Source organism: Cobetia sp. PDI-23MA, assembly GCF_059507735.1.
The window spans coordinates 2,720,805-2,735,155 of record NZ_CM183352.1 but is presented as its reverse complement, the minus strand read 5'-3'; the positions used below and the strand labels follow the sequence as shown (position 1 = coordinate 2,735,155).

General features: G+C 61.9%; 9 protein-coding genes and 4 tRNA genes. 9 read left to right on the top strand and 4 right to left on the bottom strand.

Annotated features, from left to right (window positions below):
- Positions 1-50 precede the first annotated feature (50 nt).
- Complete coding sequence (locus AC5WNJ_RS11585) at positions 51-3,965, top strand: ATP-binding protein (RefSeq protein WP_495929742.1); 3,915 nt, start codon at positions 51-53, stop codon at positions 3,963-3,965.
- Positions 3,966-4,066: 101 nt separating this feature from the next.
- Here AC5WNJ_RS11585 and AC5WNJ_RS11580 read toward each other — a convergent pair whose 3' ends face one another.
- Complete coding sequence (locus AC5WNJ_RS11580; protein WP_495929741.1) at positions 4,067-4,840, bottom strand: UDP-2,3-diacylglucosamine diphosphatase; 774 nt, start codon at positions 4,838-4,840, stop codon at positions 4,067-4,069.
- Positions 4,841-4,992: 152 nt separating this feature from the next.
- The gene (locus tag AC5WNJ_RS11575; RefSeq protein ID WP_175088611.1) at positions 4,993-5,487 is read right to left on the bottom strand and encodes a peptidylprolyl isomerase; all 495 of its coding nucleotides are present in this window, start codon (positions 5,485-5,487) and stop codon (positions 4,993-4,995) included.
- Between the two features lie 238 nt (positions 5,488-5,725).
- Here AC5WNJ_RS11575 and AC5WNJ_RS11570 point away from each other — a divergent pair, with 238 nt between their 5' ends.
- Both AC5WNJ_RS11570 and cysS read left to right on the top strand, forming a co-directional pair.
- Positions 5,726-7,405 carry a glutamine--tRNA ligase/YqeY domain fusion protein gene (locus tag AC5WNJ_RS11570; RefSeq protein ID WP_495929740.1) on the top strand — a complete coding sequence of 560 codons (1,680 nt, stop codon included), beginning with the start codon at positions 5,726-5,728 and terminating at the stop codon, positions 7,403-7,405.
- Between the two features lie 201 nt (positions 7,406-7,606).
- Complete coding sequence (gene cysS, locus AC5WNJ_RS11565; protein ID WP_495931048.1) at positions 7,607-8,989, top strand: cysteine--tRNA ligase; 1,383 nt, start codon at positions 7,607-7,609, stop codon at positions 8,987-8,989.
- A 119-nt stretch (positions 8,990-9,108) separates the two neighbouring features.
- Here the strand turns inward: cysS and mtnN are convergent, their stop codons facing one another.
- Positions 9,109-9,819, bottom strand: a complete 711-nt coding sequence (mtnN, locus tag AC5WNJ_RS11560; RefSeq protein WP_176677555.1) for a 5'-methylthioadenosine/S-adenosylhomocysteine nucleosidase — start codon at positions 9,817-9,819, stop codon at positions 9,109-9,111.
- Positions 9,820-9,904: 85 nt separating this feature from the next.
- Positions 9,905-10,774, bottom strand: coding sequence for a bifunctional methylenetetrahydrofolate dehydrogenase/methenyltetrahydrofolate cyclohydrolase FolD (folD, locus tag AC5WNJ_RS11555; RefSeq protein ID WP_176677554.1), 870 nt, complete (start codon positions 10,772-10,774; stop codon positions 9,905-9,907).
- A gap of 586 nt (positions 10,775-11,360) precedes the next feature.
- On the opposite strand from folD, the gene AC5WNJ_RS11550 reads away from it, so the two are divergent.
- The 6 genes from AC5WNJ_RS11550 (at position 11,361) to clpP (ending at position 14,323) form a co-directional block, all read left to right on the top strand.
- A tRNA-Pro gene (locus AC5WNJ_RS11550) sits at positions 11,361-11,437 on the top strand.
- Between the two features lie 86 nt (positions 11,438-11,523).
- Positions 11,524-11,600, top strand: a tRNA-Arg gene (locus tag AC5WNJ_RS11545).
- Positions 11,601-11,693: 93 nt separating this feature from the next.
- Positions 11,694-11,768, top strand: a tRNA-His gene (locus tag AC5WNJ_RS11540).
- Between the two features lie 68 nt (positions 11,769-11,836).
- Positions 11,837-11,911, top strand: a tRNA-His gene (locus AC5WNJ_RS11535).
- A 316-nt stretch (positions 11,912-12,227) separates the two neighbouring features.
- A complete protein-coding gene (tig, locus tag AC5WNJ_RS11530) occupies positions 12,228-13,580 on the top strand; it encodes a trigger factor (protein WP_253061084.1) in 1,353 nt (450 codons plus the stop codon).
- Between the two features lie 122 nt (positions 13,581-13,702).
- On the top strand, positions 13,703-14,323 hold the full coding sequence (gene clpP / locus AC5WNJ_RS11525) for an ATP-dependent Clp endopeptidase proteolytic subunit ClpP (RefSeq protein WP_043331300.1): 621 nt from the start codon (positions 13,703-13,705) through the stop codon (positions 14,321-14,323).
- The last annotated feature ends 28 nt before the right edge of the window (positions 14,324-14,351 follow it).

Below are 14,351 nucleotides of genomic sequence, written 5' to 3'. Positions count from 1 at the left end.
GCGCCGTGGCAGGGCTGGCGTTTCGTTCGCGACTTTGAAATGGATGACACATGACGCAGGAAACATCTGGTCAAGCTCAACTGGCACTGCTGGGACATTTCCAGCTGACGTTGGGTGATGACACGCTGACTCAGTTCAGCTACGACAAGGTCAAGGCGCTACTTCTGCATCTGCTGCTGCATGATCAGGCCGTCTCCCGTGCCGGGTTGGCGGAGTTGCTCTGGCCGGATCAGGGGCTGTCCTCCGGACGGACCAACCTTCGCCACGCCCTGCACTGTCTGCGTCAGAGTCTCGGCGACGAGGCCGACAATCTGTTGACGGTGTCGCGTCAGACCATCGCGCTCTCGCTGCCGGAGCACTGGGAGCTTGATCTCGACGAGCTCAACGGCCTGCTGCTGGCACCGCCCTCCGTCGCCACCCTGGGAGAGATTCTCACCCTGTATCGTGGCGATCTGGTCGAGGAGCTCGCCTTGACCCAGTGCCCTGACTTCCAGCGCTGGATGATCAAGGTGCGTGGCGAGTGGCGTCAGCGCGTCATCCAGTTCGCCGAGCGGGTGCTGGCCACGGATGAACCGCTGCCCGATGACGTGCTGCGCACGCTGGTCAGCCGCTTCTCCGGTTACGGCCCCTTCCATGAGCGTCTCGTGCGTCAGCTGGCCGAAGGCGGTCAGTCGGCCGCGGCCCATGAGCAGTTCAATGCCTTCCTGCAGCAGCTGGCGCTCTCCGGCCAGCAGCCGGACCCCGGCTTCCTGCAACTGGCGCGTTACTGGTCCGATGGCAAGAGCGAGACCATGAGCTCCATGACGCCGCAGGGCGCCATCTCACGGACCCTTTCGCTGGACAGCGCGCCGCTGCGCGAAGAGGAAATCGATCACCGTCAGCTGTCGGTCATGGCCATACGCCTGAGCGTCAAGGACAGCCATCGTGACCGCGTCTGGGCGCGTGCCTGCCTGACGCTGCAGATCGAGCTGTTGCGCTGGTTGGAGCAGCAGTGCCACCACCTGGGGGGCTTCTGGCTGCCGGGTGCCACGGGGGGCGTGGGTCTGGCATGTTTCGGTACCCACGGCCCGGCGCATCAGCTCGCCGAGCTGGTCGCGCTCTATGAACATTGCAGCAAGGCGATCCCCGATGAGATCGCCAAGCTGTGGGACGGCGAAGGCAAGCCGCCGGTCTTCTCGCTGTCGGCGGGCCTGCACTCCGGTCAGGTCATCTACCTGCCGGAGCGTCAGCTGGCCGATCCGCTGGGTCAGGTCACGCAATATTCCCTCGAGTTGATGACCGCCGCCGAAGGCAGCGAGCTGGTGATCTCCCAGGAAGCCAGCCAGCACATGCCGCCGGCACTGGACCTGCAGCCCCGCTTGACCTCGCGCCTGTTGGCCGCTGACGGTCGCGTGCGTCTGCGCGCGCTGGTGCTGGGCAGCAGCGTCGCTACTCGCGAATCCTCGTTGCCGACATTGATTGGTCGCGAGGGCGAGCTGCGTCGTCTGCGCGATGCACTGGCTCGCGCCAGCATCGGCCTGCGCCAGAGCGTGCTGGTCAGTGGCAACACCGGCATGGGCAAGTCGGCCCTGATGGTCAATTTCCGTCAGCTGGAGCAGAGCCAGGATGTCGGGCTGTGCTGGATGCCGACCACGCGCCTCTCGCAGCTGGAGCCCTACAGTGTCGTGACGGCACTGATTCGCTGGCGTCTGGACGGCAATATCGATCGCGAAAGCGTCGAGCAGTTGTTCGAGTCCTCCGAGGCGTTGCAGGGCATCAGCGAGGAAGTGCGTCGCTCCTTCCATGCGGTGCTCGGCACTGCGGAAGACACCACGGAAGACGAAGTGTTGATCCAGTCCAGTGAGACGGTCGAACGCGTCGTGCGTGTGCTGCATCTGGTGATCGAGAAGTCAGCCAGCCTGCGCCCGCTGGTGATGATGATCGATGACCTGCAGTGGCTCGACGAGCCGTCGCTCAAGGTACTGGCTGGCCTGCAGGCGCGTCTGCCGATCAACATCGGCTTCATGCTGGCCGCAAGCCACAACGGTCGCGACAGCCTGGCAGTCAAGCTCAACTGGGACCAGTACATCGCGTTGGGTCGCCTCGATCCGATGCAGGTCTCGCGCCTGCTGTCGCACCTGTCACGTCGCTATCGCCTGCACCTGAGTCCGCGCATGCGCAGTCAGCTCATCGAGCGCTGCGATGGCGTGCCGCTCTACCTGCAGGAAATCTGCCGTCGTCTCGACATGGACCGCCGCGAAGGGCGCCCGGTGCAGCTCGACGAGTTGCCCAAGGGCCTGATCGGCCTGCTCTCCAGTCGTATCGATCAGCTGGAAGAAGGGCGCGATGTCGCTCACGCCGCCGCGGTATTGGGGCGTGTCTTCAAGTTGAGCTTCGTGCGCCAGAGCTGTGAGTTCGAAGAGGGCCGCCTCAAGCGTGCCATCGAGAACATGCAGCGTCTGGAGATCATCGAGGCCTGCGGCAGCGACAGCGAATTCGACTACCAGTTTACCCATCAGCTGATCCAGGAAGCGGCCTATCTGTCGTGTCCGCGGGATGTGCGACGCCGGATTCACCATCAGGTGGTCGCGCTCATCGAGGACAAGTATCCCGCCTGGATCAGTCGTCACCCCGGCTACTTCGCCGTTCACCTGCGCAAGTCGCAGAACTTCAGCCGTGCCGCGCGTTACTTCGAGCTCTCGGCGCGCGAGGCGCTCAAGATCAGCGCCAACCGCACCGCGCTCAGGATGGCGGACAACGGCCTGGCTTGCCTCAAGCATGTCGATGGACAGGAAGAGCGCGAGGTCAGCCTGCTGACGGTACGCGGTCAGTCCGGCTTCGCGCTGGAGGGCCATGGCTCACGCATTGCCCACGAGAGCTTCGTGCAGGCACGCAATCTGCTCAGCAGTCCTGCGCTGGTCGAGGACGATGAGCCGGACCTTGAACAGGCCTTCATCGTCAAATGGGGTCTGTGGGTCGGCTGCAGCGAGCGTCATGCCCACGCCGATGCCTTCGCGCTGGCCTCGGGCCTCAGCGAGCTGGCGGAAGAGCTTTCCGATGATCGCTATCGCCGTCTGGCCGATTATGCACGTGCCCACTGCGAGTTCTGGGCCGGTCGCGTGCGTGTGGCGGGCGAGCACCTGGATGAGATCGATCCGGTCAACCATCCGATGGTCCTCGAATGGCTGCCGTTCAGCGATCACCCGCAGGTGGCAGCGTCATGTCTGCAGAGCTGGACATCGTGTCTGCGCTGCGACTACGTGAAGGCCGAGCAGCAGGCCGAGGCGGCGATTCGCATGGCCGAGCAGATCGGTCAGCCCGGTTCGCTGGCGATGGCACTGATGTTCTCCACCTCCCTGTATCGCCAGCTGGGCCACACCCATCTGGCGACCCAGCGCGCCGAGCGGGCCCTGGAAGTGACGCGTTCAGCGGACCTTCACCTTTGGCACATGGCCGCGCATGGTGTGCTGGGCTGGGCGCGGGCGATGAACGGCGATCGCAATGGCCTGTCCATGCTGCAGTCGAGCATGAACGAGTTCGCGGAACTGACCGGTCGCGAGCGTCATCAGCGTCCCAATCTGTGGTACATGGACGCCGTGATGGCGCTGGGCGAGTACGCTGCCGCTGAGGAATACATGGAGAAGGTGCTGCTGGTCGCCCAGGAGCGCAATTCCTTCTACCTGTCAGAGGTCAGCTATCTGGTCGCGAGCCTGCGCAGTGCTCAGGGGCTGCCGATGGAGAAGGTGCGCTCCCTGATCGAGCAGGGGCTGTCCTACTCCATCGAGCAGGAAAACACCCACCATAAAGCCATGGGGCTTGCCGCCTGGCTGCGTCTGGTCGATGCCCATGATGCCGAGCGGTGTCAGCGTCTGAAAGTGTTGCTGGAAGGGCTGCCGAGTGCCGATGCCCCCGCGGTGCTGGGCTGGCATCAGCTGGTGGAGATCGCCGAGGGGCGTGCGCGCCGCAAGGCATCGTCACCGGCCTGAGCGAAGCGACTGGCGCAGCGAAGCGCCTGATACTGTGAGAGCGTAAGCAAAAAGCCCCGCTGCCGTGATCGGCAGCGGGGCTTTTTGGTGTGTGCGAGCGATCAGCCGTGAGTGATCGCATCGACCAGCGGCAGCGCAAATTCACGCAGTTCTGGCCCCTGGCCACAAGCGATGATGTCGAAGGCCTGGGTCGGGCGCCAGTCGCCGAGCACGATGCGGCGCGCCGGCTCGTCATCGATCTCGAGTTCATGCACCGCCGGGCGATGCGTATGGCCATGGATCAGCGTGCGCACGCCGTGCTCACGCATCTCGCGCACCACTTCCTCGGGCGTGACGTCCATGATCGCCTCGTCCTTCTCGCTGTTGGTTTCGCCGGACTGCATGCGCAATGACTGGGCCAGCGCCAGACGCTGTTCCAGCGGCATGGCCAGAATCTGTGCCTGCCACTGAGGGTCGCGGGTCATGGCACGAAACTTCATGTAGGCCTCGTCGCGGGTGCACATGCTATCGCCGTGCATCAGCAGCACGCGCTCGCCATCGAGCTCGATCACGCTCGGGTCGGGCAGCAGTGTCACGCCGGCCTCGGCTGCGAAGGTCTCACCGACCAGGAAGTCGCGATTGCCGTGCATGAAGAAGATTGCGGTGCCGCGTTCGGCGATACGCTTGAGCGCAGCGCTCATGCTGTCGGTGAAGTCGTTGCGATAGTCGTCGCCGACCCAGACCTCGAAGATGTCACCCAGCAGGAACAGACGCTCGACGGCAGGCTGGCAAGATGCCAGGCGCGCCAGATAGTCGAGAAAGCCCTGGGCGATCTCGGGCGTGTCGGGTTGCAGGTGCAGGTCGGAGATGAAGAGGGTGGTGGCAGTCATGTTCATGGTCGGGGTCCGCGAAGGTGGGCGGTCAGTAGGGCATCGCAAGGGCGCACTGCCGTGGGAGTTCATAACGCAAACCGCCCAGCCTGACACTCGCGATCACGAGGCAAGGCCGGGCGGCAGGCACGCCTTGCGGCGTGATCAGGCGAAATCGCTTATTCGGTGATTTCAGCGCTGGTGATGATCACGTCTTCTGCCGGCACGTCGGCGTGGCCGTCGCGACGGGTGGTCTTGACTGCTTCGATCTTCTCGACCACGTCCATGCCTTCGACGACCTTGCCGAACACGCAGTAACCCCAGCCCTGGCTGGTCTTGCTGGTGAAGTTCAGGAAGTCGTTGTCATTGACGTTGATGAAGAACTGGGCGCTGGCGGAGTGCGGGTCCATGGTGCGAGCCATGGCCACGGTGCCGCGGTCGTTCTTGAGGCCGTTGTCGGCTTCGTTCTCGATCACGCCATTGGTCGGCTTCTGGTTGAAGTCAGTGTCAAAGCCACCGCCCTGAACCATGAAACCCGGAATGACGCGGTGGAAAAGGACATTGGTGTAGTGGCCTTCACGCACGTACTGCTCGAAGTTGGCCGCGGTCTTCGGGGCCTTCTCGTGGTTGAGTTCGAGGGTGATATCGCCGTAGTTGGTGTGAAGAACGATCATGCGGGCTTCCCGGTCATCTGTCTTGCTCAAGTGTCAGGCAGGCGCGGCTTCATGGCATCGCCTGCGGGCGTCGCGCTATAATAGCGGCTTTGCATCCAGACACGAAAGCCTGAGCGGGCGGCAGGCGCGTGGATGCAGCCCTGATCATCCGTCTTGTTGTCCTTGCGCACGTTCGTTCAACCACATGACGACCCGCAATACGACGCCCAGGAACCACACAGAGGTGCAGCGAAACTTCATGAGTACCGAGACCCAGAGCGCCCCGAACTTCGTGCTTAACCAGATCCGCGAAGAACTCGAGGCCGGCCGTGCCGATAAGGTTGTCACGCGTTTCCCGCCGGAGCCCAACGGCTTCCTGCATATCGGGCACGCCAAGTCGATCTGTCTGAACTTCGGTCTGGCGCAGCAGCTCGGTGGCGATTGTCACCTCCGCTTCGATGACACCAACCCGGCCAAGGAAGAGCAGGCCTATATCGACGCCATCAAGGAAGACGTCGAATGGTTGGGCTTCGAGTGGGCCGGCAAGGTGCGCTTCGCTTCCGATTATTTCGACCAGCTCTATGCCTGGGCCCAGCACCTGGTGCGTGAAGGCAAGGCCTATGTCGATGACCTGTCGCCTGACGAGATTCGTGAATATCGTGGCACGCTGAAGGAGCCGGGTCGCCCGAGCCCTTACCGTGAGCGTAGTCCCGAGGAAAACCTCGATCTGCTCGAGCGCATGAAGAAGGGCGAGTTCGGCGAGAGCGAGAAGGTGCTGCGTGCCCGCATCGACATGGCGGCGCCCAACATCAATCTGCGCGACCCGATTCTCTACCGTATCCGTCATGCCAGCCATCACCAGACCGGCGACAAGTGGAAGATCTATCCGTCCTATGATTTCACCCACGGTCAGTCCGATGCACTGGAAGGCGTGACGCACTCCATCTGTACGCTGGAGTTTGAAGACCACCGCCCGCTGTACGAGTGGTTCCTCGCCAATCTGCCGGTGCCGAGCACGCCGCGTCAGATCGAGTTCGCGCGTCTGAACCTGGATTACACCGTCACCTCCAAGCGCAAGTTGAAGCTGCTGGTGGACGAAGGCGTCGTCGATGGCTGGGATGACCCGCGCATGCCGACCATCTCGGGCATGCGTCGTCGTGGCTACACGGCCGCTTCCATTCGCAAGTTCTGCGACATGATCGGCGTGAGCCGCGCGGATGGTGGCATGGTCGAGATCGGCATGCTGCACCACGCCATCCGTTCCGACCTGGAAGACAACGCGCTGCGTGCCATGTGCGTGCTCAACCCGCTCAAGGTGGTGCTGACCAATCTGCCGGAAGGCCATGAGGAAGTCTTCGAGGTGCCCGGCCATCCGGCGCGTGACGACATGGGCACGCGCCAGATTCCGTTGACCCGTGAGCTGTGGATCGACGCCGACGACTTCATGGAAGATGCGCCGAAGAAGTTCTTCCGCCTTGCGCCCGAGAAGGAAGTGCGTCTGCGCAACGGCTACGTCATCCGCTGTGATGAAGTGATCAAGGATGAGGCCGGCGAGATCGTCGAGCTGCGTTGCAGTGTCGATCTCGAGACCCTCGGCAAGAACCCGGAAGGCCGCAAGGTCAAGGGTGTCATCCACTGGGTCAGCGCCGAGCACGCGGTGCCGGTCGAGGTGCGCCAGTACGAGAACCTGTTCCTGGAAGCCGAGCCGGACCGTGACAAGGATGTCGACTTCCTTGAGCACCTCAATCCGAACTCGCTGAGCATCGTCAAGGGCTTCGGTGAGCCGAGCCTGCGCAATGCCGCGCCGGAAACGCGTTACCAGTTCGAGCGTATCGGCTACTTCGTCGCCGACCGCCATGACTGCGTCGATGGCGCGCTGGTCTTCAACCGTACCGTCAGCCTGAAGGACGGTTGGGCCAAGGCCCAGAAGAAGGGTTGATGGCAGCCAGGCCCCCTGCGGGAGGTCTGCTGGCATGACTTTTACCCGCTTCACGGCCCGCAGGCGGATCCTGTACCTTCGATGACGAAGTTGCATGATCGGCCTGCGGGTCGCTCCATTTCGCAAGACTGACAGAGCGCTGTCAGCAAAGTAGCCAAGGGCGATGACTGAATGATTTCACTCGAAGATGCCGCGAGCACACTGTCCATCTACAGTACCCTGAGCCGGACCAAGGCACCCTTCGTGCCATTGGAAGGCAACAAGGTGCGCATGTACGTCTGTGGCGTGACGGTCTATGACCTCTGTCACATCGGCCATGCGCGTGTGATGGTGGCCTTCGACATCATCACGCGTTACCTGCGTGCGCGTGGCTATGACGTCACCTATGTGCGCAACATTACCGATATCGACGACAAGATCCTCCAGCGTGCCGACGAGAATGGCGAAGCCTTCGAGGCGCTGACCGAGCGCATGATCCAGGCGATGCACGAAGACGAGGGTCGTCTGGGGATCCTGCGGCCTGATCGCGAGCCACGGGCGACCGCCCACATCGGCGATATCATCGCGATGACCGAGACGCTGATCGACAAGGGCTTTGCCTACGCGGCCAGCAATGGGGACGTCTACTACCGTGTGCGTCGTTTCGAAGGCTACGGCAAGCTCAACAACCGTCAGCTCGATGACATGCAGTCCGGCGCGCGCGTGGAAGTGGGAGAGGCCAAGGAAGATCCGCTCGACTTCGTGCTGTGGAAGGCAGCCAAACCGGGCGAGGCCAGCTGGCCATCCCCCTGGGGTGCGGGCCGTCCGGGCTGGCATATCGAGTGCTCCGCGATGTCGACCTGCTGCCTGGGCAACACCTTCGATATCCATGGTGGCGGGCCGGACCTGACCTTCCCGCATCACGAGAACGAGATCGCCCAGTCCGAAGCCGCCACTGGTCAGCAGTATGCCAACGTGTGGATGCACGCCGGCGCAGTGCGTGTCGGGCAGGACAAGATGTCCAAGTCGCTGGGCAACTTCTTCACGATTCGTGATGTGCTGGAGCAGCACAACCCGGAAGTGGTGCGTTATCTGCTGGTGGCCAGCCATTACCGCAGCGCGATCAGCTACGAGGCAAACTCGCTGGATGAGGCGCGTCGTTCGCTGGAGCGCTTCTACAATGCGCTGGAGAACGTCACGCCCGAACAGGGTGAGGTGTCAGGTGACTGGCAGGCACGCTTCGTGGCAGCCATGGATGACGACTTCAATACGGCCGGTGCGCTGTCGGTGCTGTTCGAGCTGGCCCGCGAGCTCAACCGTGCCAAGAAGGAGGCGCCGCAGCAGGCGCCGGCGCTGGCCTTCGAGCTGACGTCGCTGGGCGGCCTGCTGGGATTGTTCGGGCAGGACCCGGCGGTCTTCCTCAAGGGTGACACAGCCGCATTGGCGTTGTCGGAAGACGAGATTCAGGCGCAGATCGAGGCGCGTGCTGCCGCCAAGAAGGCCAAGGACTTCGCGGGTGCTGACCGTATTCGTGACGAGCTGGCCGCTCAGGGCATCATCCTCAAGGATTCCCGCGAGGGGACAACCTGGGTGCTGGAAGGCTGATGCCGTTGGCATGACGCATTGTCGCCGCGAAAATGTCACCGCGAAAAAAACCGCCGTCCCGAGAGGGGCGGCGGTTTTTTATGGTCAGTCGGGCGGGGTCGCTCTCAGGCAGCGGCTGATCAGCTGGCGAGGCGCTTGACCATGGCCTCGACCATGCGCGAGGACTGACGTGCGGCGACGTGCAGGAATTCCTCGAAGGACTGGCTGTTGTTGTCCTTGCCTGCGATGTCAGACAGCGCACGGATGACCACGAACGGCATCTCATAGACGAAGCAGGTCTGGGCGATGGCGGCGGCTTCCATCTCGGCGGCCAGCATGTCCGGGAAGCGTGAGCGAGTCAGCGCGACCAGTTCCGGGTCTGCCATGAAGATGTCGCCGGTGCAGATCAGGCCTTCACGCGCCTTGATCTCGCCCTGGGCTTCGACGCACTCACGCGCGATCTTCACCAGTGCCGGGTCTGACGGGTAGGCGGCCGGCATCTGTGGCACCTGGCCATATTCGTAGCCGAACACCACGGCATCGACGTCGTGGTGACGCACTTCGCTGGAGATGACCACATCGCCGATCTCCAGATCGGAGGCGAAGCCACCGGCGGAACCGGTGTTGATGATGGCGTCCGGCTGATAGCGCTCGATCAGCTGGCAGGCGCCCACGGCGGCGTTGACCTTGCCGATGCCGGACTGCAGCAGCACGACCTTGAGGCCGTGCAGCTGGCCGACGTGGAAGGTGGAGCCGGCATGTCGAGTCGTGGTGCTGTCTTCCAGCAGTTCGGCGAGGATGGCGACTTCCTCGGCCATGGCGCCGATGATGCCAAGTGTCTTGAGGGACATGATGAAATCCTGAAGCAGGGCCTGCGGGGCATCCTGTCACGCGATGCCCCGTGGCCAGGGGAGGTGTCAGCGAGAGGGCTTGTACTTACTTGCCGGCCAGCTGGGCATCGTGCAACTCGGCGGCGAACAGGGTGTTCTCCAGCAGCGAGGCAACGGTCATCGGCCCGACGCCGCCCGGTACCGGCGTGATCCAGCCTGCACGTTCCGCTGCCGGGGCGAACTCCACGTCACCGACCAGCGAGCCATCGTCGAGGCGGTTGATGCCCACATCGATGACGATGGCGCCTTCCTTGATCCACTCACCCTTGACCAGACCCGGCTTGCCGACGCCGACCACAACGAGGTCGGCCTGACGGACCTTGCTCTCCAGATCCTTGGTGAAGCGATGGCAGACGGTGGTGGTGCAGCCGGCCAGCATCAGCTCCAGTGACATCGGACGACCGACGATATTGGAGGCACCCACGATGGTGGCGTCCATGCCGCGTACCTGCAGGCCGCTCTCGGACAGCAGCGTCATGATGCCCTTGGGAGTGCAGGGGCGCATTACTGGCAGGCGCTGCGCTAGACGACCGAGGTTGTAGGGGTGGAAGCCGTCCACGTCCTTGTCGGTACGGATGCGCTCGAGAATCGGGCGTGAATCGAGATGCGCCGGCAGCGGCAGCTGCACCAGGATGCCGTCGATGCTGGTGTCGTCATTCAGCTGGTCGACCAGGGCTTCCAGCTCCTGCTGAGTGGTGTCAGCGGACAGGCGGTGCTGGGTGGAGAGAATGCCAGCCTTCTCACAGGCACGGTGCTTGTTGCGGACATAGACCTCGGACGCCGCGTCTTCGCCGACCAGCACGACGGCAAGCCCCGGAATACGTTCACCGGCATCACGACGCGCATCGACCTGTCGGCCTACCTGTTGGCGTACGCGTTCGGCAATGGCCTTGCCATCTATCAGTTGTGCTGACATCAGCGATCATTCCTTCTCGTGGGCGATAAATGCAGGAGGGTCAACGATGGCCAATTTTCGCATGCCTTGCCCTCCAGTCAACGCCGAATGAAGACCTTGGTCGAAAGCTGTCATGGGCGTCAGGTCTTCCGCAGTCGCCCACAGGTCAGATGACGGCGCCAGGAGGCAGGCGAGAGTGGGGGCATGCCATGCGATTGTTGCCTTGACGCTCCATCAATAGAGGCGCAAGCAAAGGTAGAGGTAGAGGCATAGGTAGAAGCAAGGAAAGGAGAAAGGGGGGAAGGGGAGGTTGTAGGGCAGAGAAGCAGAAGGCGTAGGGACAATAGTCAGTCCACCGGCGGCGCTCAGCCGTCGCAAGTCATCACTGTGTCAGTGGCAGAAGCGATGACAGGTAAGGCGTCTTGTATCAGCAAGCAGAGATGTTGGGGGCTTCATGGATGAAAGCTCGCGACATGACATTGGCATGACAGCGCGAGGGGCAAACGATTCTTTTGGAAAGAATTCACGTAAGGGCTTGACCGCAGACGAAAGTTCGGTAGAATACGCCTCGCATCGACGGGGTTCGACGGTCGGTTGAAGACGGTTTCGGGATATAGCGCAGTCTGGTAGCGCGCCTGCTTTGGGAGCAGGATGTCGGGGGTTCGAATCCCTCTATCCCGACCACTTGAATACAACGTCTCGCAAGGCTTAGGTCTTCTGAAACAGTATTCAGGGCTTTGTCCGGAGGTTGACTCGCAGCATTAGTTTCTGCGCCTATAGCTCAACCGGATAGAGCAACGGCCTTCTAAGCCGTAGGTTGCAGGTTCGAGTCCTGCTGGGCGTGCCATCGAGATGATGTTTGTCATCGAAGTGGATGTCGGAATGCTCTTCACTGAGCCTGATGACTGCGACCAGACGATGTGAAGATGTTCATGCAGTGGTGGGTGTAGCTCAGTGGTAGAGCCCCGGATTGTGACTCCGGTGGTCGTGGGTTCGAACCCCATCATCCACCCCATTGCATGTCAGCTTGAGCAGTATCAACGAGATGGAGGCGGCAGGCTTTCTGTCCAATCTCCAGAAGTGGTGGGTGTAGCTCAGTGGTAGAGCCCCGGATTGTGACTCCGGTGGTCGTGGGTTCGAACCCCATCATCCACCCCACGTCTCGATGAATATCAGGATGCTGCCTGGCCCACTTGGGCGGGCGGCATGCCGCAAAAGGGGGAGAAGGCCAATGGCTTTCTCCTCCTTTTTTTTGGTTTTTTTCGCACTGCTCCATGCATGACGATTCCGGGTCGCCGGGCGCTCCAGGCGCCTGTCTGGCGGGTAGGTGGAGCAGAAAATGGCCGGGGTCCTTGAATAACTTGGACCAAGGCACCATATGAAGGGGTCATATCCGCGCTTGCCAGCGCGTGGCGGGGTTTCTACAATCTTCGCCTTTATGATTCGAACGCCACCAGTGGGTAGAGGAACTTTCATGCAAGCTTCTGTCGCAACGACTTCTCCGATCGAGCGCACGGTCACCATCACGGTGCCGGCTTCTGAAGTCGACCAGGCCGTCAACGCCCGTCTTCTGGAAACCGCCAAGACCGTTCGTCTGAACGGCTTCCGCAAGGGCCACGTGCCGATGGCAGTGGTGAAACAGCGTTACGGCAAGGACGTGCGCAACGAGATCGTTGGCGAGATCATGCGCCAGCATTACGTGACCGCCGTCACCGAAAACGAACTGAACCCGGCTGGCTGGCCGAAGATCGACGCGACCGTCGATGAAGCCGGCAAGGATCTGGAGTTCGTCGCGACTCTGGAAATCTACCCGGAAATCGAACTGAAGCCGATCGAAGGCGCTGAAATCGAGCGTCCGCAGGCTGAAGTGACCGACGCCGACGTCGAAGAGATGATCGAGACCCTGCGCAAGCAGAACGCTTCCTGGACCGACGTCGAGCGCGCTGCCGCTGACGGCGACCAGGTCAAGATCGACTTTGAAGGCTTCCTCGGTGAAGAGGCCTTCGAAGGCGGCAAGGCAGAAGGTCACGAGCTGGTGCTGGGCTCCAACAGCTTCATCCCGGGCTTTGAAGAGCAGCTGGTCGGCGCTGCTGCCGGCGACGACAAGGAAATCAAGGTTTCCTTCCCGGCTGACTACCAGGCCGAGCACCTCGCCGGTCAGGAAGCGACCTTCAAGGTCAAGGTCCACGCCGTCAAGGCTCAGGAACTGCCGGAAGTGAACGAAGAGTTCATCGCCCAGTTCGGCCTGGAAGCTGCCGATGTCGAAAGCTTCAAGGTGGAAGTGAAGAAGAACATGCAGCGTGAGCTGAAGAACGCGATCGAGAATCGCGTCAAGCAGCAGGTGCTGGCCGAATTGACCAAGGCCAACGACATCCTCGTGCCGCAGGCTCTGGCCGACCAGGAAATCGACGGTCTGAAGCGTCAGGCGGCACAGCAGTTCGGTCTGGGCGAAGACTTCGACGTCTCCCAGCTGCCGGGCGAGCTGTTCCAGGACCAGGCGGTCCAGCGCGTCAAGACTGGCCTGCTGCTCAGCGAAGTCGTCAGCAGCAACGAGATGGACGTCAGTGACGAAGAGCTGAATGCTCGCGTTGAAGAAATGGCTCAGCAGTACCAGGACCCGGCTCAGGTCACCGAGTACTATGGTTCCAACGAACAGGCTCGCAATCAGCTCAAGTCGGTGCTGCTTGAAGAGAAGGCCGTTGACAAGCTGCTGGCACAGGCTCAGGTTAAGGACGTTGCCATGTCCTACCAGGAAGCCCTGCAGGCTGCACAGCAGCAGGAAGAAGCAGAAGAAGAGGCTGCTGAAGCCGAAGGCGAGCAAGCCTGAAGCTTGGTTGACCCCTAGTGCTTGCTAGACCAGGACCCGGCTACGGCCGGGTCTCTGGTCAGTGGGCGGGGTAAAGTGGCATGCTCAATGGATATCAATGTCATCGGATGAAGGAAGCCCCCATGAACGACTTCGACATCAAGAATGCTGGCGGTCTGGTTCCGATGGTTGTCGAGCAGAATGCTCGCGGCGAACGGGCCTATGACATCTATTCCCGCCTGCTGAAGGAACGGGTGATCTTCCTTGTGGGTCCGGTTGAGGATTACATGGCCAATCTGGTCGTGGCTCAGCTGTTGTTCCTCGAGTCTGAAAACCCGGACAAGGACATCCATCTGTACATCAACTCGCCGGGTGGCTCCGTGACTGCAGGGATGGCGATCTACGACACCATGCAGTTCATCAAGCCCGACGTGTCCACCGTGTGCATCGGCCAGGCAGCCAGCATGGGTGCCTTGCTGCTGGCAGGCGGTGCCGCCGGCAAGCGCTACGCGCTGCCGAATTCCCGCGTCATGATCCACCAGCCGCTGGGCGGCTATCAGGGTCAGGCCACGGATATCGAGATTCACACCAAGGAAATCCTGACCATCCGTGAGAAGCTCAATCGCATTCTCGCGCACCACACTGGCCAGGACTTCGACACCATTGCCAATGATACCGACCGTGACAACTTCATGGCGGCCAATCAGGCAGTGGAGTACGGCCTGATCGATGCCGTGCTGGAACGCCGTCCCGACGTGGAATGATCCCGCGTAAACGGCTGACCTGACGTCG